Raw genomic sequence first — 20,867 nt, 5'->3', positions numbered from 1 at the left:
CGGGACCGTGATCCTTATGCAACTTAGCGGCATAATTGCGTTCTGCCCGCTCCCATTTTGATCGGCATCAAACCCCCCGCCATACCCCGTGTGTGACAGAGATCTCGCGCGGCTCTTCGCGCGACTTTTGGAATGGAGAATTCGATGAGAAAAAGGACAATTCTGACGAGGGCATCGCTCCTCGCGCTCGCGACCTCGTTGGCCAGCATCTCGGTACAGGCTGCGGATCTGGGTCGGGCGCCGGTCTACTATAAAGCGCCTCCGATCGAACCCTTCAATCCATGGATGATCCGCCTGCGCGTGCTTGGCGTTTTGCCGGATACCGCAGGCAGCTCAGTCAGCGTCGCTGGGGCGCCCTCGCTGTCGTCACCAAGTTCTGGGCTTTCGATCAGCGATCAAGCCGTACCCGAGCTCGACATCACCTATTTCTTTACAAAGAACGTTGCCGCCGAACTCATTCTCGGCGTGACCAGCCATCACATCAGCGGCAATGGCGCGCTCACTGGCCTCGATATCGGCAAGGCCTGGCTGTTGCCGCCAACACTGACCCTGCAATATCACTTCACCGATTTCGGCGCGCTCAAGCCGTATATCGGCGCGGGCATCAACTACACCGCATTCTTCAACCAATCGGCAGCCAATACGTCGCTCGCCGGTCTTGCTGTGACGGATTTGCACATCAGTAACCAATTCGGCGCGGCGGTCCAATTCGGATTCGATTACATGCTTGATCGTCACTGGGGCCTCAACTTTGACGTGAAGAAGCTGTGGCTGCGGCCGGAGTACTCCGCGACCGTAAACAATGCAATTGCCGTCACCGGGCGCGCCAATATCGATCCATGGCTCGTCAGCGGCGGCGTCACTTACAAGTTCTGAAACGAGAACAGGACCAGAAAGGGGAATCCGTTTGATCATTCCGGACGCGGCGAGTTCATCGAGCGCTTCCCTTAACCTCGGCCGTGCAAACAGCGAGCGAGATGACGCGTCAAGAAAGCGTCATCTCGCGAGACGCGGAGAGCCGTTCGCAGCATTGCTCTCGCTGTGAGCTACGGATCGCGCGGCATGGAGTGACGGTACACAAACAGATCGACCCAGCATGTGTTCATATTTTTATTTAGTCCGCGTCGCAAAAGGCGCCATTGCCGATTGAGCCGGAGAAAAAGGCGGCACGCCGCGCCAAGGTCAATGATTGCTGTTCGCAAACCCGGAGCATGAGGCATCCGCTCCCCTCAGACGATCCGAGCTCCGAGCAGCCACCTCATGGGCGGACAAGCCATCCATGCTTGCTAGCCCGGGCACGTGGCCGCTAAGCGAACTCTCTAGCTTCGCTTTAGCACCATCACAAGGCGGTCGACACGTTTGCCCTGCTTGAGGTGGGAGTTTACGATTTCGTCAACGTCCTCAGGCGTGGTCGCGCGATACCACACTCCATCGGGATAGACGACCATCAAGGGACCAGAGTTACAAAAGCCAAGGCAGCCTGCCATCGTGAAGCCAATATCGTTGAGGCCTTGCGCTTCGACTGCCTTGGCCATTCGATCCCACAGGGCTTGCGCGCCGGAGGCTCCACAGCTGCCGTGCGGATGAGTTGGCGGACGCTGCGTGTTGCAGGCAAAGACATGATGCCTATAAAGTTGAGGAAGCTCGAATTCGGTTTCTAGGTTCATGCGCCTATCCTGTGATCAATGGGCTTCATCTGAGAAGAGACAAGGTGCGAGCACATCGCCCCCCACAATCTCTTACGATTAAACGCCGCATCGAACAATTGATGCTACTGATTCCCACTCGCGCTTGCCAAGGCAGATGAAATGAGCGGGCGCCATAGTGATTGTCGTCGCTGAAGATCAGCGATAGATACCTTCGCGTTCGGAGCAGCCTCCTTGATCAATTCCAACCTCTTCTGCCCTCATGGCGATCTTTCTACTCCCGCATCACTTGCTCACCATCCAACTTCTCCAAAGCAAGTTGCACACCAGATGCGTAACGTTCGTTTGTGCAACGATCTCTTGCTTTGCCCGGCGCGACTCACAATTATTGCCGAGGTTACGACAACGTCGTTCGCTTCTGTTTCGGACACGACAAACCTCGCATGGCGCTGACCTCCGGCCTCAACCTTCTGCAACTTCGTACGCAGAATAACTGAGAATGTCGGTTATTTTGCCCACTAGCGATCTTCATGCCCCTCGAGCCGCCTAGCGAAGGCTCGACGATCGCGCGGTGAATCGGGCGCTCTGTTCTGCCAAGGGGCGAGGGCTGGCCGCATTGACCGCGCGAGCCCACAGCATCTTTTTACCCTGAAGCTGGACGCAGCGTTCCGTCGCTGCCGATCTATCATTTGCTCAACAGATAGCGCCTGTCGCAAGAGCCCAACGAGCCAGCGATGATCGCTGAGCCACCTTTGAGGCTGCGGACCAAGCCGGCCGCAATCCCGATTCGCAGGAAGGTAAACCGACAACACAGCGGTCCCAGAATGGGCCCACGCTTCACACGATACAAGACGCGCTTGCAGCGGTAACTAGGGGACGAACAACGAGCACCTGCTCATGTGCATTTGCTCCTAACGGGCCTAGCTGACGATAGTGGCGCCATCCGCTAAGGGCGTCGCACGAACGGAGGTTTGGCATGGCAGTTGCAGCACAGGCAATAACGCCAGCTGCGCCAGCCGGCCAAAGACTTCTGACACAGGATCGTCATTCCTCCTCCCCAAACGGTCCTGTCAGTCTGGGTCCTGCCATTCTTCAAGCCCAGACGATGCCCTCGGCGAAGTTCCAGCCGCCGAGGGCATTTCCCGCTAAAAGATTCCGCCGGCGGTAGGAAGCATGTCCCGCCTGCCGGCTCGATTCATGAGCCAGCGCAAGAGCAGCTTGTTGGTGCTGCGGAGGTCGCGGAGTGCAAGGCCGCAATCCGACGAGGTGCCCGTTCTGTCTCTCAAATCAAATGCTGTGACACGCATCTGCCAACGCTCACGAGTACAATGGCCTCATCCGAGGGCAAAGCGCCTCAGGCACTTGAGCACAACAAAGCGATACGACCGCTAGTCCGGATGGATCGTGATATCCATGGTTTCGTCGCTGTCCCCAAAGGGGTCGGCAAACCGATCGTCCTCGAGCAGCTTGACGCCGCACACGCAGACGTCATCTTCGATCACGGCGAGCGCTACCGGCTCAAGGGATTGTCCATCGCAGGGGCCGTCGATGCACATCCCAGTGTCGATCTCGAATTTTGCACCGTGCCGGCCGCATCTGAGAAAGGAGCTGTCCGCCGAGAAAAACGCACTGGAGCCGATGTTGAGCCAGACGCTCTCGTGCGGACAACGATTGACGTAACCAAAATAGTTGTTGCCGAAGGTGCGCACCACAATAATTGGAAACGGCCGGCTCTCACCCCTATCGTCGATCCGCGACAGGCTAAAGCCCATGGCCCCACTCCGCTCGATGGCATCGGCCGGGCAGACGACAAAAACCTCGATCTGATCGCTCATCAGGTCGCCGATTCTCGGTTCGCTAATCCCGGCCTCGCAGTTTCCTGCTTGAAGGCTTCGATTGCAGTCCGGCGCAGCCGAAAAATCCCGCGGCCACAAGCGAGCGGCCGATAAGCCGAGCTGGCACGAACGTTGAGGACATCAAACCATTGGTTCGGCGTGAGCTTCGCCGGACGCTCACTGATCTGGATCACCCTCCCGTTCGGACCGAAGCGGACGTGGATGATGACTTCTTGCGAGTTCATACCGCTCCCCTGTTATGGTAACTCAAAAGATCCCGAGCGGACACCAGACGATCTCGACTCGGACACCTTGTCGCGTGGGCCTCAAGCCGCGCCTTAGACGCAGCGCCTTTTCTACCATCGAGCAGGTCTTCTTCGCGCTCGCTTGGAACATTTCTCTTGCGGACTTAAGACGAGTGCATGCCTCCAGGGCATCCGGCGTGCCTCCCGCATTTGTGTGGATCACGATCCGCGCCAGGCGAAGCTGCCACAAACGACGTATGCCCTGTCCGTTTGCTCATCTCTAGCGATGGCGGCGCGCCATCAAGCAGATACTCAGCTCGTTCAGTGCTCACCGCCCAACATTCCTTTTGGCCAATACGATGCCGGTCGCCCGCGTCGGATCGGCCGTAATCTGCACGCAATGATCCGATCCATCGATCAGATGAAGGTCGAAACGCGGAAACTGCCGGAACGGCCGATCCGCCACGTCCGACGCATCACAGCACACCCAGGCAAGCTGCGGAAAGCGGCGCCGCAGCTCGACAAACGGACTCATTTCTGCGCCATCGGCTGCAAGCAGCCGCTCGATTTCGATCAATTCATCCGTGGTGAGCGCCATCGTGGCTCCTCGATGACTCGTCAAAGGCGGGGCGTCATTGCCAGAATAGACGCTCCGGATCCGCATTCAATTCGGCGATTACAGAAGTCAACCGATGGTAAAGGCTGTAAAATTCCCAGATTCCTCGCGCGTGGTTCTTGCGAAACAGCTTCCAGATCCCGCTCACGGCATCATAATGAATCAGTGCGACATCGATGAGAGCGCCATTCTTGTCGATGTTGCACGAGCAACAGGGGCTCTCGACGAGGTAGCCGCCCCTCACCGGCGTCACGTTCGGCGAGACGTAGAGATAGCGCTTGCGGGAGCTCAAGCCGCGCTCGATCCGTTTGAGATCGAGCTCGTTGGGGTGAGGCACCAGCCCGGCCTTTACCGTTCTCATCAGCGCGGCATTCATGGCGAAGCCTCCATTCAAAGCACTGTGATTTCTTGTTCAAGACAGCCGATGAGCATCTGCTCACCAAAATCGACAATATAGATCGGCACGTTCGCTTCGGTATGGATCGCGACGTTGATGATCTGGCCGGTCGCTCCGGCAGCGAGTAAGACTCCCTCGGGCTCCGTATTGGGATATGAGTGGTCGTTGATGAGGTCGACTGCGGCTTTGACCCGCTGGCCCCGCCGATATTTCGGAAAGCCGGGCTGAGTCATAACTCCTCCGGTAATGGCGGATCATCAATCTCCTCGCAGACGTCCACCGGCTCTAGTTCCTTGCGCTTCATGCCAACGCGGTAGCCGCTTTCCAGAAACTCAACGCCGTAGATGTAGAATTGCTGCAGGAACGTGCCGATCGAGACGACGTAACCCACCTCCCCCTTCTTGACTAAGACGTCGCCAATCTCTTTGCCGCGATAGGTACCATCATTGCGGATGGTGCGATTGGCTCGCAGCTTTTGGCCAAAGCTGAAGACAGGCGGGTCACTGAGCTCGACGACGTCGCTGTCGCGAACAATGCTGCTCATGTACCGCTGCTCCTGCATCGCACCCTCGTGGAGATGTAGAGAGTCGCCTCGCCCACCGCAGGCGAGATCCTGCGTCACTTCGTGCTCGCGCGGCGCGGTCAGTCTCATCGACGATGGCAGCGCTGGGTAGAAAGGCCGCTCTCGGAATCCCGAAGCGGCTTCGGGCCGCCGCGCAGCATGAAATGCCGCCAGGGCCGTGCTGCCGTCGCCGCCAACGCGCAGCGCGACGCTTGCGACGTTTTCAGCAACAGCTCTTGGCATGCCGTTCATGAGGGTCACGCTTTAGGCTGGCGCCTTGGTAGCGAGGCAAGGATGTGTCAACCACGCAGGTATTGTCGACCGGACAGGCGGCGGCACATTGCGGCTCGTCGAAATGACCAACACATTCAGTGCATTTCGCCGCTTCAATGACAAAGCTCCCCCCCTTCTCCGAGATTGCAACGTTCGGGCATAAGGGTTCGCAGGCTGAGCAGCTCGTACACTGCGAGGAGATGATCTTGAATGGCACATATTCCCCCTTACCCTGCAGAGATCAGAGATCCTTGCCGGATCGCGGCGTCACTTCGCTGCACGTGCTGGATCTCCCCGCGTTTCACCTTGTCCAGATAGGATCTGAACCAGGCGATCGCCGATTTCTCAATGAACTCATAGGCGTATTGATCAACCGGCTCGATTCCCGCCTTGATCAGATTGCTTTTCGGGCAGCCGCCGATCTTGGAGATGAAGACCGCATGGCAATCATGGATGCCACGCATGATGGCGGAAAGCCGGTCCTCCTCGCCATAACCGCTCTGGCAGTAAACGTCCACGCGGCGGTGACCGACGAATTTGGCGCCGGATGTAGAAAGTTCGTAGACCTGGAATTCCTTTGCATGCCCAAAGTGCTCGTTGATCAACCCCGAGCCCTTGGTTGCGACGGCCACTAGAAGAGTGATCGGGCTCATCTCTCCGGACATTTCCGCACGCTCATTTTGGGCGGCTGCGACTTTAGCGGCGCGCTCATGCTCTACCCTCTCCTGATATGCCTTGCGCATCTCTAGGTCATATTGGACGTCCATTTTCATGACCTGATCGGTGGTGAACTCTGCCCTGCGGTCCTCCCCGAGTAGACCGACCGCATCGGCGCGGCACTGGCGGCAATGCCGCATCATTTTTAACTCACCTCCACAAGCATCTTGCAGCGCCTTCAATTCCTGTGCCGTCGGTCCGCGCTGACCCTTGAGGCCAAATACTGTGCCGTGCTCGGGCGCGGAGATCAGCGGCATGATATTGTGAAGGAAGGCACCGCGCGACTTCACCGCCTTGTTGACCTCGATCAGGTGGTCGTCGTTGATGTTTGGGATCATCACCGAGTTGACCTTGCACAGGATACCTCGTTCGCTAAGCATCTCGAGACCTTGCAGCTGGCGATCGGTGAGTATCCTTGCCGCGTCAATGCCGGTGTAGCGCTTGTGGTTGAAGAAGATCCACGGATAGATCTTGGCGCCGATTTCGGGATCGACCATGTTGATGGTGATGGTGACGTGATCAATTTTCAACCTGGCGATGGTATCAATATGGTCCGGTAGAGCCAGTCCGTTGGTTGACAGACACAGCTTGATGTCGGGAGCCGCCTCGGCAACCAGCTCGAACGTCTTGAACGTCTTTGCTGGATTGGCCAAGGGATCGCCGGGACCAGCGATGCCAAGCACCGTCATCTGCGGAATAGTGGTCGCGACCGCAAGCACTTTTCTAACCGCCTGCTCTGGGGTGAGCTTCTCGCTCACCACACCCGGACGCGATTCATTGGCGCAGTCGTATTTTCGGTTGCAGTAATTGCACTGGATGTTGCACGCAGGCGCGACCGCGACATGCATGCGGGCGTAATGATGATGCGCATCTTCGCTGTAGCAGGGATGGTTCTTGACCTTTTTCCAGACTTCGGTCGGCAGATCGCCTTGGCCTGCCTGCGAGCCGTAGCTCGCCTGCGCGGACTTGGCCGAAGCGCGGCAGGCGGCGGACTGCATCATCCTGCCGTTATCCATTGCAGCTTTGACATGCTTTCCGCGTTCCACGACCGCATTCATTCTAAATTTTTCCCTGCAGGCATCATCGGCCACCCAGGACTATCCGTGAGCGAGCCTCAAGGAGCTGAGTAGCAACTTGCATGCCATGGCGGAGACGATGAAATTGCAGCCGTACGCCAAGGGATTTGTGGAAACGATCGTCGCTGGCGCATGAAAGAACGCAATGATGCGCTTGTTGATGATGCGACAGATACGTCGCCATTCTCACGCAGAGCTCCATGGCTTGCGCATTCATTCTCGCGCTAAGCTCGCCGGAACCCGGCTCCATCCGAACGGGTTTTCTCGCGTTGCGGCTCTCACAATATGCCAATACGAGCTGAGGGATCCCGGCTTCGCAAGGCCGCTAATGGGTGAGCAGTATCTCAACTGCGCAACGGAGCCCAATCGCAAGCGGTGTCAGGCCTTGCTCGAGTAAAAAGCGGAGCTCGTTGCGAGAGAGCGCGTCCGGATCAACGATGGCATAGTGGGTGTCGGCCGAGCGCTTGATGATCTGCCGCGCATAGCTAGGCAACAGCTGTTCGTTAAGCGACAGCCGATCAAGAGATCTGTCTGGTTCACCTTTCCTTCATGATGTCCGGAACTGGCGTCTGAATGTCGATTTCGGTCAACGCCTGACGTAGTCCGCGGTGGAGATAAGGAAGTTGTTGGCCGGCTGCACGCTACCCTGCGACTTGTACAGCACCCCCGTAGCCCAGCTGACGGCCACGCACTGCCGACCTCACGCCAAGTAAATCGTAAAAGCGATATCAGCGAGTTTCGCCAATGCCGACGCGGGTGATACCCCTGCACTTCGCCCCATCCATCGCGCTTACCCAGCGCCGCGCGCATGACGGCGTCATACCAGACGTCGACCATGACTGGCAGCGACAGGGACGCAAGATAATGGTGCAACCGCGTCGGCTCGACCGGCCGAGCGAAGCTTGCGTCATCAATGCCGTCACGGCGGACCGATCTTCGCTGATCTCGACATGTTACGCCGACGCCCACGCATTGCCCCTAGCCCGCCGAGGCAGCGCAACCTCGCTCGAAGAAGCCGGCCAACGTCTCTGGTGTGGTCGGCATATCGGATCTGCACAATTCGGCGAGGCCAGGACCGAGATGGGGAACAATGCTCGCGGCTCTCTCCGGCAGCGGTGTCCACGAGCGTGGCTTTTTGCATTGGCCGCATCGACAAAGTCGATCTGCGGGGGCACCTTCACGGATCGTCCCCGTTCTCGCCCCGTTTTTTAGCGTTGATTGTGATCGGTAGCCGTGTGTCGCTCGCCATCTCGGGCAAATCGAGTACCCAGCCATTAGCTACTTTGATCCAGCCGCCCCATAGCGTCTCGTGCTCGGATTCCACGATTGGCTCTTCGAGATCCTTTTTTGGCACGTAGATCGACAGGCCCGCGTCCGGAGACCGGCGGATCATGATTTTCACGAGGTCAACTCCCTGGCTGTGACGCAGGAGGTGGCGCGCAGGCGAGCCACGATGTCGGACACTGCGCACACGACCTCATCGACCTCCGCGAAGGAGGTTTCACGCGACAGAGAAAAGCGCACCGCGCCACGCATCCGACACGCCGGCACGTCCATGGCACGCAGAACATGCGATGGCTGCATTGAGCCGGAATTGCAGGCTGATCCGAGCGACACGGCAATGCCCGCCAGATTGAGATGGTGAGCGATGGCTTCGCCTTCGAGATGATCGAAGGCAATGTGGGCCGTGTTCGCTAATCGATTGCCGATATCGCCGAGCGCAACGCACTCGCCATTGTGTAAAATTCCCTGCTCAAGACGGTCGCGCAACCCGCCAATGCGAATGCGCTCCGATTCGACCTGCTCCGCCGCAAGCTCGGCAGCCTTTCCCAGGCCGACAATGCCGGGAATATTCTCAGTCCCGCCGCGGCGCCCTCGTTCCTGTGATCCGCCGCAGATCAGCGGCCGGAATTTTGTCCCTTTGCGCAAATATAGCGCGCCAATCCCCTTGGGGCCGTGCAGTTTGTGCCCGGATAGGGACAGCATGTCGATCGCACTGTCCTTTAGGTTTACTCGCACCTTACCGATGGCCTGGACAGCATCGGTGTGAAACAGCGCGCCCGCCTCACGGCTCAACCCTGCCAGAAACTCCACAGGAAATATCGTGCCGGTCTCGTTGTTCGCCCACATAGCCGAGGCTATCGCTGTGCGCGGCCCGAGCGCGCGGCGAAACGCCTCGATGTCGACCCGGCCGCGGGAATCTACGGGTACGATGTGCGTCTTGACTCCTCTGGTCGCCAATTGCTCGGTTAGCGCAAGAACGGCAGAGTGCTCTACCGAGGTGGTGACGATCTCGTCGCGGTCTTCCTGCGTCGCAAGCGCAGAAAGGATCGCGGCATTATTGGCCTCGGTCCCTCCCGAGGTGAAAACGATTTCATGATCGTGTGCATTCCCTAGCAGCCCCCGCAAGCTACGCCGGGCCTGCCTCACGGCGACTGCGACCTCGCTGCCAAAGACATGCGTGGACGAGGCATTGCCGAATTGCTCGGTGAAGAACGGCAACATGGCTTGCACGACGGATGGATCTGTCCGCGTCGTTGCATTGTTATCGAGGTAAATCGGCACTCGATTTTCGCTCAATTCACTGCCTCGCCTGCAGCAGCGACGGGATTCAGGCGAACCCATTCGCTGAGTTTATCGACTAGCCGCGCCTGAATGCCCTTCAGCGTCACCTTCGAAAGCTTACACAACGTGAAGGCACCGGTCAGCCTGACCATGACTCTGCCGCCATGAATTCCGATCAGGTGACAGTCGCCACCGTCGCGTTGGGTCGGATCGATTGCGCCGCGAATGCGACGCTCTCGGTCGGTCGCAGTGGATAATGATTGCCTCAGTTGTTCTGGTTCGGCCGGCATGCTTCGACGTCTCCTCATCCGCTGAATGATTTTTTCATCAGCCGAACGATTTTCCGCAGGAGCAGTTCGCGGTGGCGTTCGGGTTGTAAAAAGTAAAGCCAGAACTCTCCAGTGCCATCACGAAATCGATGGTCGTGCCGACCAGATGCTCACGGCTCTTCTCATCGACGAACACCTTCAGCCCGTCGCATTCGATCACGGCGTCGTCAGGCTTCGGTTCCTCGGCCAGGCCCATCTTGTATTTGAATCCATTGCAGCCGCCTGCTTCGATCATGACACGCAGACCGCCGGCCGGGTGCGCCGACGATGAAATCGCGCTCTTGATTGCATTCACTGCGCTGTCCGTCAGGTTGATCACGGCTTTCCCTCATCAGCTTCGATCTAGCTGCTAAGGGCAAGTCACGTGCCAGCGCGCAGAAGCTTGATGATGCGCACTTTTTCGAATCGCGCCTGTTGGCTTTGGAACCGGTGTTGGATTCCTGACAGAACTAGGCGCAGCCCCTCGATGCGTTTTCTTTCTAAGCTACGCTCGGGGAAGCGACGCATGCGACGGCAAGCAATTTGCATCGCATCTGGCACCGGCCAAATCGTCGGTGAAGAGCTTAGATCGAGGACGAATTTAATGACTGCAATCGAGAACACCGCACTCGGCAGACTTGAGAGCGAGGGCCGCCTGCTCAATGCCGTACTCAAAGGCGGGACTTCCAAGCCGGGCCGGTTCGGTTTTCGCGGCGACGTTGCACTAAAATTCCAGGCTCAAGTTGCGGACGAGAAACGGCCGCCGGACTATTCGATTGAGCAAGTTTTGACGATCGCGCAGGAGGGAGAAGGCACCATTCCGGTGCTGGCCGGCTACCTGCACTCATTCGCCTATCTTGCTGACGTCGCAACCGTGCTCGATGGCGCGTTGAGCCCAGATGGCAGCTACTTCATGTTCTGTAACAACATAGACTTGCTGGCGAAATACCAAACCAAGCTCGATGGTATTACCTTCCGCATCCTGCCGTGCGATGAATCCACAGTTTGGAAGGAGATGATGGAGCTGGTCGGGATCAATAAGGATGACATCAAGAAGCTGGATGCGGGCGGCAAGCTCGATTACCTGCTCGATGCGGCAAAGAAACTCGATCTGGCCTACGACGAGATCTCCTACGAGGATGGCCTGAAGAGGATGGAACCGGTGAGAAACCGTAACGAGAACCGGCCAGTCTAAGCGCGGTTCATTCGTTCTGGGCCGCATCATCTTCAACAAGGCGCACGCCGCCGACACAGATATCACCATCCAGAACTGTCACCGCGATCGGCGTGAGCGCTCTACCCTTACACGGACCTTCGACGCACCGCCCAGTGCCGAGTTCGAAGGTAGAACCGTGTTTGCCGCACATCAGTCGGATGCCGTATGGATCGAGGAATTGGTTCCGCTCCCAGTCCAAATTGACGCTGTTGTGCGGGCATTTATTGACATAGCCAAGCACCTTTTTGCCCCAGCGCACCACAATGATGGACCACGGGCGGTGATTGCCGTCATCATCGACGACTATGAGATGAAATCCCATTGCCTGGCGGCTCGGAATGTCGTTAAAGCCGCAAACCGCATAGATCGCATCTGGCTGCATTCATCGCTCGTTTATTGCAAGACGTTAATTGTCGCTGTGCAATCACCCCTGCAAGAACCGTACAAGTGCCGGAACGGCTCGTGTTTCCGGCAATCCAACGCGCAAGCTTCGCCATTGCAGGACACCTCATTGGCCCGGGCGCACAATTCAGACCAATTCGCACGAGCATTGAGCCTTGCTGCCCTTTCCATGCTGGCTGCGCAGCTGCAGCTTTCGCCTCCAACCTTTCTGAACCATTTGCCGGACAGCTAAACGCGCTGGCTGGTCTTTGCTGCTCGGTGATCGCCACGCTGCAGAAGGCCTGGTTACGATGCCCTCCGATGGTATATCCCATCGCGGCATCGCAAGTGCCTTCGCAGAAAGTTGAACGCTCGCTTCCGGCGAGCGACGGGGCGCACGCGGCGAGCGTGCGCCCCCCTTAGGCCAAGGCCTTTGCGCCCGCATGGCTGCCGAGTAGGCGGGGATGTTGCCATCCCCGCCCTCACAGACCCGGACGAACGGATTACCCGCATCCGGTTCTTCACGCGCAAGCTTCGCTCAGGGGACGGCATATTGGTGGACGATCTTGGCTGTTCGACAGCGGGTGTCGCGCGAGCATGGCCCGGAAGCGCTTCCACGGCAGATTGCTGTGGCGGCCACGCCGTGCGACCCATTTCTTCCGCGTAAGCTGGTGGTGATACCATCTGATCCGTCGGCCGTTGCCGGAGATGCCGTATTAGGCGCAGTGCCCCCGGATCACCCGCGACAAGTGGGCGTGCTGTTCCTGGAATGGACGATGCAGGTTGAGCCGACACCATTCCATCACGGATGCGAGCGCGCGAGCGTAACGGTCTTTTGCCGTTATCTGCCGGACGACATTCTTACCCACGAACCCTGTACGCAGGGCGCGCAGAGCATCATGGGCCGATCGTCCCGGTCGGAAGCTGTACGAGCACGGCAAGAAGTCCGTCTCGTAAATGGGCTCCAGCAGCAGGAGAATCGCTCGCTGCGTTGTCCTCCAGTGTCGGGATCCCCAGTGGCCGTTCGGTGCCATCCGCCTTGGGCATGTAGTGCCGTCGCACCGGCGGCGCGATGTAACGGCCGGATTTGAGGATGGAGCTTTGTTGAGGCCGGTGCTCCGTACCGGCTTTCCACGTGGGCACGAACGGGATCTCTCAGGTTTCTTGGTGATCCGTCCCGTACCTTTGCCCTGCTCTGAGACCCCGGCCGAACCGGTGAACCTGACCATAGCGGCTTTTCCGATGCTGCCCCAGGATCCAACACGGCGAAGGCTTCAGCAATCATATGATTTCGAGGCTGCCACACGGCTTAAGCCGAACGAGTGCGTCGTGCCGCTCTTCGACGGGCATGGCATTCCGCCGAACTGGATCCTGACCGACCGCGACACCGGGTATTTGCGCGACGCCGGACGTGAGATTTTTGTCGGACACCTGGCGCTACAAAGCACCCGCTGTGGGGTTAAGTCTCAAGCCGGACATCCGCAACAGAAAGGCAGCCGGAGTAGTCCAGCCTTCTATACCTACAACATCAAGGCGCTGCGCGACCGCGAGATGTTGATTGCCACTCACGCGGCGCAAAGCTGCCAACAATTCGTGTCGCAATGAAAACAGCGCCGGCCAAAGACCGACGAGCGGGCGCCTCAGCTCGGCAAGTCAAAATAGGCAATCCGGTGACGCTTGCAGCCGACGCATCACGCTTCGCCACGAGGTCGCCCGCGCTCAGAACCATAATCGTGGCTGACGGCACATTCTAGCCGGGAATGCCGTCCGCTCCACACCAGCGTGGCGGAACAAAAGAATGGACTTGCGGCGATCGCTGCAATCGTCGTCTCACCATGAAGAAGTCGCTTTTCCATCTCGTCCGTCGTCGGCAGGGAAGCCGTAGAAGTCCAGCAGGGTTTCGCGATCCTTGACCGGGCATTCGACTGCCCGCCCGTGTTTGGCACGGCATTTTCCGCAAAGACGTCGATTGCCGCTTCGGGCGGACGTCCGATTCGGCGCCCAATAGACCTCGTGCAGATCTTCATGGCGGCCTGCATCGAGCGGGACCTTGTCCAGGATATTAACGGTGTTGTGCACCCAGCTTCGCTGGTGTCGCGTGCCGCAAGACCTCCTCGAGCGCCATCCAGAAGCCGACCGCGCCGTCGCCGACGGCAATTGCCGGGCGATCTGCAACCCGCGCTTGCTTGATGTCGATCAGGAGCTCGCGCCAGCTCTGTGCGCTCTTCCGCACGCCGACTTGAAAACCAATCAGTTCCTTCTTGCCTTCCGGCGTTGCCCCGACCAGCACCAGCATGCAGTCGTCATGATCTTCCATGCGGCCTGCAGCAAGACCCCATCAGCCCACACGTAGACGTATCGGCGCGCCCACAGATCGCGCCTCTGCCAGCGCTCGTACTCGCCTTGCCACTCCGCCGTCGGCCGGGAAATCACCGCAGGCGACGAGTTGGACGCGTTATTACCCTGCAAGGCCGTCATCCTGGAAATCACCGCTCGAGATGCCGCGCAGGTACAACACCGGCAACATGGCATGCAAAGTTCTGGTCCGCCGTGCCCACAGCTGTAGGATCGCCGAGCTGAACCGGATCCGCTCGCCATCTCCGGCCGCCCCGCGGCCACGACTCTTCGCCCGCGCCACCTCGACCGGGCCAATGCTCGCAATGTTGGCGCCGGGCCGTAACCATGCCGCACGACACGGGCGCATCCGTCGGCAAGCTTTAACCTTCTTCACCGTGGCAAGAAATGCCTCGACTTCGACCTCGACGGCCTGCGCCAGAAGTTGCCGCGCACCGGCGCGCAGTACACCGATTAGTGGGTCGTCGATCGCGTAGGCCGACGATGCGGGACGGTATTGGTAGTCTCATTCATGGCGTATCGCTCTCCTCGAGAGGATCCGGCAGGCTTCTACACGCCCCTCGATATGGCGCCTATCTCAGGCCGTCATCGCCCACTTTCTTTCCCCCACAGCTCCAAGCGAAGCTCGCAGCCAAGTTTGACCATCTCGCAGAGAGACCAAATCATTTCCAGCTTGCTTATCCTCGATCTGCTTCATGATCACTTAATGGTACTCTTTGAGCGCACGCCGCCGCTCTTACGCGCTCTGCTTTGGTGCATTGACAAAGCGGTTGCGCTCGCGAGCGAGACGTCGCCGACTGATCAAAATGTCCCAGTCAGCAGGATTGGTCGGTGGCCGCCCCCCAGCCGACCCCGGCGGGGGAGCACCGGGCCGCCCGGCGCCAGCGCAGGCAGCTGAGGGTTAAGCCGCACTGGCGGCGAGCGGCCCAGCGCTGGGCACTCCGGGCGCGATCCCGCCGCCTGACGCAAGCTCGTTTTGAAGTGGCAAGCCGTTTGGGCAGCGACATACTCGATGAGCTCAGTAGCCACCGCTTTCAGGTCCGGCCTCGTCCACAGCGACTATCCGGCAGCCGACCCCGGGCCTAGATTGAGGCGTTCGAAGTACCAAGACGTGTCATCGCCGGACGACTCTGTCTCATCACTTGCTTCACTCAAAGCTCGCTCGATTTTTGCCTGACCACCACTACTCTCGGCGGCGAGATATCCTTCAGGTTTGCCTACCCGTTGCCATTTACCTTCAGCGTTATGCGTCCACTTATCGGGATGCTGGTGAGGATCAAGCACCCAGTGATTCTTATCACTCACAGGAACAAAGCCCATCTGAGCCAGACGGGGCTCGACGCCTGTAAACGCAGGTTTTGACATAATCAATGCTTTCTCGCCGTCCTGCCGAAGCTGATGCTCCAGTAGAATATCGCCAGCGTTCTCGACGAGCGGATGAGTAACCCGAAGATCTACTTGGGATGTGACCGCGTCTCGACCGGGAAACTGGGCGCTGAATCGCCTTCCTCCTACCCGAAGTCCGCCTTCTGTTCTCAGAAGCCCAACAGTTTTGTCACCCAAGCGATATGCGTAATATCGCGCCTCGTCCGTGTCTTCGTCGGTGTGCCCCTGGGTTCTAGCAACGTTTGCTGCGCGCTCAGCTTTTTTGGATATGAAATCCGAGTACTCCAGTGGATGATCGGCAATGTGCTTGATCTCATCGCTGTAGAAGGCCTTTACTTCTTCCCCGAAAGTACCGCGTTCGATCTCTTTGATCGGAGCTCGGGAATCTATGAAGTACCGCCGTGTCGCTGGCTGGGACGAACTTGGGCCAGCATCGGGTGCCGTGGCTGCAAGCCTTTCCGCAAAGCCCTCGTCATCTGAATGCCTCGATTCATCAGCCTGGCTAGCGCTTGTGGATTGGCTGGATGAGCCAACAATTCGGCCATACATTGGATCGATCTCCTGTCGGTACGGGTTGAGGGTGCTGAGCTCGCGCGAGCTCTACCGATGATGGTAAGAGGGCTAGCTGACTATGAGCTGACGCGCGCAGGTTGAGCGTCTGTCGCGCGCTCTTGTGGAGGAAGCGACTTCGTCGTCCACGAAGAACGGCTAAGCAATTGAGCTAGGATCGCATTTTGTCGTTGTGGGCTGGTTTCCGAATGCAGGGTTTGATGCACCGAGCATTTGATGCACCGGGCATCGGAGCCTTGCAGTTTCATTTTTGGAATTCCGTCGAATCGCCAGTCATGACTCCGTCGTCGCATCGGAGGTGGCGATGCAACCGAAGAAGCACACGACGAGGATCGGGCGATCTGTTCCGGGCCAGGCTAGATCAGATCATCGATATGAAGCACGCGCTGGTTCAGCTCGCCGGCAAGGTCGATTGGAAGTCGATCGACGGCGAGATCGCGCCGCTATACAGCGAGAACGGCCAGCGCTGGATCGCGACCCGCTTTGTGATCGGGCTGCTGCTACTCAAGCACATTTACGGCCTGTCCGATGAGGTAGGGCTATCGCATATGCATTTTGCGGGGACCACCCGCGAGTTTGCTCCGCCTCTCCCGCCTGCGGGAGAGGCCGACGCGTCCCGGGCGATGCGAAGCATCGTCCCGAGCGCGGCGAGTGAGGGCTCTCACCGCACCGGGATCGCCTCCGCAATTCTCGACAATCCCGACGCGGAGGCACCCCCACCCCAGCCCTCCCCCGCAAGCGGGAGAGGGAGCCCACTGCCGATGCCGAAGCATTATTCACGCCATATGCGATAGCCCTCTCCGATGAGGGGGGTGCGAGCGCTGGCGCCACGACTCGTAGTGCGCCACCCGCAGGCTATCGGCCAGCAACAGCTCCAGCTTGTCGTCTAGCCTTGCGCCAGTGGCTCAGGTCCGAGCGCTCGTGTCTTCTTTAATCCGAGCCGGGCCTCCTGCTCTTAAAAGCCCAACAGTTTCGTCGTCCAACTTATAGCTGTAAAATTTCGCCGGCTTATTTGGATCATCGTAGGTGTTGGCGTAACTTCCAGCAACCGTTGCTGCACGCTAAGCTTTCTCGGACACGAAATCAGAGTAATCTTGTGGGTTCTCAACGATGTGCCTGATGTCACGGGCCAAGACTCTCTTACTCCTTCCATGAAGTCAGCTCGGCCGATCTCTTGAATGGGCGGGTCCGAAACCAGAGAGTATCGCGCCGCCGCCATTGAGACACCCCATTCGACCTGGCACATTGACCAATGCAGCCGTGTATCGAGGATCGGCGACTTGCGAGCGGAATTACAGCTCGGTGCTTTTATCGCGGCGTCGACGACCTCGCCTACGCTATTGCACCGTCCATCCAATTCCGGGCAGCGCCATCCGGTCCCCAGTGGAGAATTGCGGAGGATACAGGTGCCGCCATCACATGCGCTTCAACGCGATTGGCCATGATCGGGCAGACAATTGTCCCCTCTCGGCGCACGCGGCCGACTTACGTTCATGCCGATCCAGCAACCGGGCACGCCACAGGACAAGATGGGCACCATTGGCTCCGCAGGAACGCCCCCTACTTCGGAAACCAGCAATTCGAAATCTATGAAGACCACGAAGGCAACTTGATCACCCGCCCCGCGTAAGGGCCAGCGCGCCTTTGCCGAAAACGTGGACCCTGCGATATGAGAGCGATTCGCAAGCGGGACGCCACTCAGTCGGTATGGCTTGTCTGGGGACTAAGCAGCCTTTGCGGCCTATGTCCGCGCGTTCCGTCTTGCTGTTCAGTGGAAGATCTGGGCCATTCAAGCCCGCCGGCCGAGTCTGCGTTGCCGGTTCACCTGATCACCAACGGGTCCTCCCTCCATATCCCGCCTGCTGCTGCTGCGAGAGAGAGAGAGAGAGAGAGAGAGAGAGAGAGAGCCGCCTTTGCTCATGCAGCTTTGGCTGCGGCTGAAACGTGGGTCTGGCAGTCCGCCGGGCAAACCCTGGCGCACGCACCGCAGCCGATGCAGGCCCCCTGATCGTTCAGAACCATGATCTTCTTTTCGATCTCATCGTCCTCGTCATTGTCGAGGTCGACAAGTTCGCCTTCCTCGTTGATTCCTTTCAAAGTCATGACATCCCGACCGCACACCTTGAAACAGCGGCCGCAGCCGATGCACTTCTTGTTATTGATCGAGACCAGATATTCTGGCGTCCATTCGCGTCCATCGCGCGTTGCAAATGACATGGCTCGGGCCTCCTTTAGGTATTTTCCGTCGCCTTCAGATCACGGCTCTTGCGCTCCAGTTCGGCATAGGCGTTGTGCGCCTTCTGCGCCACCACCATGATCGACGTCCAGTTGACGGGCAATTCTTCCGAAAGGTCGTGCAGATCCATCTTGGCTTGTGTCGCCTTGACGGACAGTTTCTTTAGTTCTGCCTTCAGTGTTTCACGATCGCTCATGAATATCCCCAATAGTTCGCCACTTCCGGAAATTTCCGAATCAAGTCGATTCCGTCGCTGACACATTTGTCGCCCTGCTGCGCGAGCTTTACCAAATTATCGAATCCGAAGCGATGCACATCGCGCAGCTGCTTGTTCACGGCGATCAGACGGCCTGAGATGAGCACCATGCGGGCGAAGCCTTCATGATGCAGATCCAGAATCGGCTGGGTCATCGCGCCGGTCTCCCTCTCGATCGAGAGCGCGACCGCATCGAAGAACAGCTTAAGCCGCCACAGCGTATCGGGATCAGGATCACCGATAATCGGCAATGCGCGCCGTTTCTCCTTGTCCAGAATATAGAGTTCGAGCAGATCGAGATCGCTCTTCGCCTCCCAGACTCCGCTGGTGTCCTGAGCACGCCAAACCTTGATCAACTCCATGAGGAACGGCGCGTCGGCGGCGTTCCCCTGCTGCTCTATTTTTGCGGTCATATCACCTCATTCGTCGAACTCGAAGGTTCGCCGTCGGTCTTTTGCCATGGCCTTGCGGAGCCAGGGAGGTGGCGTGCCCTTCAGTACGCGCTGAAGTTTTTCGAGCAACACCAGAATGCTTTCTGGCTTGTTCACCTTGATAGGATGGATCTTGTTGGCCACCACTCGCGCAGCCCCAGCACCGCCAATGGCGGCGACGTAAAGGATTGCGCAATCCTTGATTGCTTCGATCTTCGGCGCCAACTTGTCGTCATTACCGTCTTCCTTAAGATCGCCCTCAAACTCAACCGCTTTGAGAAACACGTGGCCGCCAGGCGTGACATCGTAGATTGCGATATTCTTTGCCCAACCAAAATGGGCATCGACGCGTTTCAGGTCCTGAGTGGCAAACGCGATCTTCATGCAATCGACCCCTCAGCTGCGCCGATCGGACTGCGATACCCCGAGTATCGTGGCAGCCCGGCCGCAGTCCTCCATTTATCGGGCGTAGGCTGATCGTTCTCCTCGCGGTGCGCGATCACGAGATTGGCGATGTCGAAGATCAGATTGCGGGTACCACGATAGCCCACGGATAGTTGGTGTCCCGCGCCAAGGCGATCGAACATCGGAAAACCCGTACGATAGAACGGGACTTTCAGTCGAGCCGCCGCTTGCCTGCCATGCGAATGCGTGATCAGCAGGTCGCAATGCTTTGTTTTGGCAAGCCCTTCCAGATCCTCGAGATCGCCAATGAGTACCTCCTTGGTCTTGATCCGCTCGATCACCCCCGACTGAGTGGTCGTCACGGCCGCGGTCACCTGCGCGCCCATGTCATGCAGCATGCCGGACAGATCGAACAGGAGGTCTGGCTCAGCGCCGATCGCAACTTTGCGGCCGCCAATATGGAAGTGCGCGTCCAGCATTGCATCGGCGAGCTGACTGCGCTGGCGCCGATATTTCAACGGTATAGGGCGGCCGCTGATCTCGCTCAAGAACGTCATGAACTCGTCATTCGGGCACAGGCCACACAGCCGCTCGAAGACACGAAAAGGCACGCCGGTCTTGCCCTGCATGACCTCTGCCGCGCGCTGCATCTGCGCGCCGATCGCAATTGTCCACCCGGCGCGACCCATGCTCGCAATTTCGTCGACGCCGATGCCGCCGATAGTCGTTGGCGTAAACTCATCGGGGATATGACCATCGAGCGATCCCGCCAGATCAGGGAGGAAGGACGGGCACAGCCCGAAATCCTCCAGTATGACACGGAGTTCATCAAGATCACCGGGCGTGAGGTGAGATCCCGGCAGAACATTCACCTTCGATGGATCCCGCAGGCCATCGGCGTTGGACCCTTCCACCAGCACCTCCACAATGCGCGCCACAGCCTTCTCCCAGCCGTCCTGGAACGCGCCCTTGAAATCAGGCGTCGAGACATACACCAGTGGCAACTTTGCGAGTTGCGGATGATTGCTCCGGATTAGCTTGAGGTAGGCATCCACATCGTCGCCGTTGGTCTCGGTGACACCGGTCGAGCAGATTCCGATGATCTTCGGCTTGGTACGGTTATAGATGTTCAGTATCGCCTGCTCGAGATTCTCATAGCCGCCGAGTACGGTCGCGACCTCGCTCATCGCCGTGGTCTGCAGCGGTACTGCCTCTTTGAAATGCCGGACAAAGAGCGTGAGCCCGAAGGATGTGCACCCCTGGGAGCCGTGCAGAAGCGGCATCGCACCGCGCAGCCCCATGAAGGCGAATGCGCCGCCGATCGGTTGGCTCATCTTCAGCGGGTTGACAGCGCAGGCTTTTGTCTGCGCCGTGACGATGGCCATGACGCC

22 protein-coding genes and 2 pseudogenes are annotated in these 20,867 nt (G+C 58.6%); 4 read left to right on the top strand and 20 right to left on the bottom strand.

The genetic code is table 11. The features are described 5' to 3' along the window. The first annotated feature begins 132 nt into the window (after positions 1-132). The gene (locus XH85_RS10325; RefSeq protein WP_206732795.1) at positions 133-876 is read left to right on the top strand and encodes an OmpW/AlkL family protein; all 744 of its coding nucleotides are present in this window, start codon (positions 133-135) and stop codon (positions 874-876) included. Between the two features lie 443 nt (positions 877-1,319). On the opposite strand, the gene XH85_RS10320 is transcribed toward XH85_RS10325, so the two are convergent. The 12 genes from XH85_RS10320 to XH85_RS10255 form a co-directional block, all read right to left on the bottom strand. Further along, positions 1,320-1,667, bottom strand: a complete 348-nt coding sequence (locus XH85_RS10320) for a (2Fe-2S) ferredoxin domain-containing protein (RefSeq protein ID WP_128931803.1) — start codon at positions 1,665-1,667, stop codon at positions 1,320-1,322. Between the two features lie 1,367 nt (positions 1,668-3,034). Then, positions 3,035-3,481 carry a Rieske (2Fe-2S) protein gene (locus tag XH85_RS10315; RefSeq protein ID WP_420809155.1) on the bottom strand — a complete coding sequence of 149 codons (447 nt, stop codon included), beginning with the start codon at positions 3,479-3,481 and terminating at the stop codon, positions 3,035-3,037. Between the two features lie 573 nt (positions 3,482-4,054). Continuing rightward, positions 4,055-4,324, bottom strand: coding sequence for a DUF6129 family protein (locus XH85_RS10305; protein ID WP_128931801.1), 270 nt, complete (start codon positions 4,322-4,324; stop codon positions 4,055-4,057). 34 nt (positions 4,325-4,358) lie between these two features. Then, positions 4,359-4,718: a DUF3024 domain-containing protein gene (locus tag XH85_RS10300; protein WP_128931800.1), complete on the bottom strand. Its 360-nt coding sequence runs from the start codon at positions 4,716-4,718 to the stop codon at positions 4,359-4,361. A 14-nt stretch (positions 4,719-4,732) separates the two neighbouring features. Then, positions 4,733-4,972 carry a nitrogen fixation protein NifZ gene (locus XH85_RS10295; protein WP_128931799.1) on the bottom strand — a complete coding sequence of 80 codons (240 nt, stop codon included), beginning with the start codon at positions 4,970-4,972 and terminating at the stop codon, positions 4,733-4,735. Further along, a complete protein-coding gene (locus XH85_RS10290) occupies positions 4,969-5,283 on the bottom strand; it encodes a nitrogen fixation protein NifZ (protein ID WP_128937192.1) in 315 nt (104 codons plus the stop codon). The genes XH85_RS10295 and XH85_RS10290 overlap by 4 nt, the downstream gene beginning before the upstream one ends. Before the next feature lie 241 nt (positions 5,284-5,524). Beyond that, entirely contained in the window at positions 5,525-5,791 is a 267-nt protein-coding gene (locus XH85_RS10285) for a 4Fe-4S binding protein (RefSeq protein ID WP_128931798.1), read from the bottom strand. A gap of 10 nt (positions 5,792-5,801) precedes the next feature. Continuing rightward, positions 5,802-7,349 carry a nitrogenase cofactor biosynthesis protein NifB gene (gene nifB / locus XH85_RS10280; protein WP_164940914.1) on the bottom strand — a complete coding sequence of 516 codons (1,548 nt, stop codon included), beginning with the start codon at positions 7,347-7,349 and terminating at the stop codon, positions 5,802-5,804. 1,195 nt (positions 7,350-8,544) lie between these two features. Continuing rightward, positions 8,545-8,769, bottom strand: a complete 225-nt coding sequence (gene nifT / locus XH85_RS10270) for a putative nitrogen fixation protein NifT (RefSeq protein ID WP_027571421.1) — start codon at positions 8,767-8,769, stop codon at positions 8,545-8,547. Beyond that, entirely contained in the window at positions 8,766-9,947 is a 1,182-nt protein-coding gene (gene nifS, locus XH85_RS10265) for a cysteine desulfurase NifS (protein ID WP_128931797.1), read from the bottom strand. The genes nifT and nifS overlap by 4 nt, the downstream gene beginning before the upstream one ends. After that, positions 9,944-10,222, bottom strand: coding sequence for a NifU family protein (locus tag XH85_RS10260; RefSeq protein ID WP_128931796.1), 279 nt, complete (start codon positions 10,220-10,222; stop codon positions 9,944-9,946). Before XH85_RS10260 ends, nifS begins: the two co-directional genes overlap by 4 nt. 37 nt (positions 10,223-10,259) lie before the next feature. Further along, a complete protein-coding gene (locus tag XH85_RS10255; protein WP_128931795.1) occupies positions 10,260-10,580 on the bottom strand; it encodes a HesB/IscA family protein in 321 nt (106 codons plus the stop codon). Between the two features lie 264 nt (positions 10,581-10,844). Between XH85_RS10255 and XH85_RS10250 the strand changes: the two genes are divergently transcribed. Continuing rightward, on the top strand, positions 10,845-11,435 hold the full coding sequence (locus XH85_RS10250) for a hypothetical protein (RefSeq protein ID WP_128931794.1): 591 nt from the start codon (positions 10,845-10,847) through the stop codon (positions 11,433-11,435). Positions 11,436-11,442: 7 nt separating this feature from the next. On the opposite strand, the gene XH85_RS10245 is transcribed toward XH85_RS10250, so the two are convergent. Then, a complete protein-coding gene (locus XH85_RS10245) occupies positions 11,443-11,838 on the bottom strand; it encodes a Rieske (2Fe-2S) protein (RefSeq protein ID WP_128931793.1) in 396 nt (131 codons plus the stop codon). Between the two features lie 1,328 nt (positions 11,839-13,166). Here XH85_RS10245 and XH85_RS10230 point away from each other — a divergent pair. Beyond that, positions 13,167-13,442 carry a hypothetical protein gene (locus XH85_RS10230; RefSeq protein WP_128931792.1) on the top strand — a complete coding sequence of 92 codons (276 nt, stop codon included), beginning with the start codon at positions 13,167-13,169 and terminating at the stop codon, positions 13,440-13,442. Between the two features lie 261 nt (positions 13,443-13,703). Here the strand turns inward: XH85_RS10230 and XH85_RS10225 are convergent. Next, positions 13,704-14,705: pseudogene (locus XH85_RS10225) on the bottom strand (IS256 family transposase); the annotation flags it as partial. Positions 14,706-15,251: 546 nt separating this feature from the next. After that, positions 15,252-16,127, bottom strand: a complete 876-nt coding sequence (locus XH85_RS10220) for a host specificity protein (protein WP_245473939.1) — start codon at positions 16,125-16,127, stop codon at positions 15,252-15,254. A gap of 325 nt (positions 16,128-16,452) precedes the next feature. Here XH85_RS10220 and XH85_RS10215 point away from each other — a divergent pair. After that, positions 16,453-16,681 (top strand): annotated as a pseudogene (locus tag XH85_RS10215) (transposase); the annotation flags it as partial. Positions 16,682-18,065: 1,384 nt separating this feature from the next. On the opposite strand, the gene fdxB reads toward XH85_RS10215, so the two are convergent. Genes fdxB through nifN form a run of 5 tightly spaced genes read right to left on the bottom strand, consistent with a single transcriptional unit; the run spans position 18,066 to position 20,861 of the window. Continuing rightward, positions 18,066-18,365 carry a ferredoxin III, nif-specific gene (fdxB, locus tag XH85_RS10210; protein WP_128931791.1) on the bottom strand — a complete coding sequence of 100 codons (300 nt, stop codon included), beginning with the start codon at positions 18,363-18,365 and terminating at the stop codon, positions 18,066-18,068. 14 nt (positions 18,366-18,379) lie between these two features. Next, the gene (locus XH85_RS10205) at positions 18,380-18,580 is read right to left on the bottom strand and encodes a CCE_0567 family metalloprotein (protein ID WP_128931790.1); all 201 of its coding nucleotides are present in this window, start codon (positions 18,578-18,580) and stop codon (positions 18,380-18,382) included. Beyond that, positions 18,577-19,053, bottom strand: a complete 477-nt coding sequence (locus tag XH85_RS10200; protein WP_128931789.1) for a NifX-associated nitrogen fixation protein — start codon at positions 19,051-19,053, stop codon at positions 18,577-18,579. The genes XH85_RS10205 and XH85_RS10200 overlap by 4 nt, the downstream gene beginning before the upstream one ends. 6 nt (positions 19,054-19,059) lie before the next feature. Beyond that, complete coding sequence (nifX, locus tag XH85_RS10195) at positions 19,060-19,455, bottom strand: nitrogen fixation protein NifX (protein ID WP_128931788.1); 396 nt, start codon at positions 19,453-19,455, stop codon at positions 19,060-19,062. Continuing rightward, positions 19,452-20,861 (bottom strand): nitrogenase iron-molybdenum cofactor biosynthesis protein NifN, encoded by a 1,410-nt coding sequence (gene nifN, locus XH85_RS10190; protein ID WP_128931787.1) that lies wholly within the window; start codon positions 20,859-20,861, stop codon positions 19,452-19,454. The genes nifX and nifN overlap by 4 nt, the downstream gene beginning before the upstream one ends. Between the last annotated feature and the right edge of the window lie 6 nt (positions 20,862-20,867).

Source organism: Bradyrhizobium zhanjiangense, assembly GCF_004114935.1.
Classification (GTDB): Bacteria; Pseudomonadota; Alphaproteobacteria; order Rhizobiales; family Xanthobacteraceae; genus Bradyrhizobium; species Bradyrhizobium zhanjiangense.
This window is presented reverse-complemented; position numbering and strand designations above follow the sequence as displayed.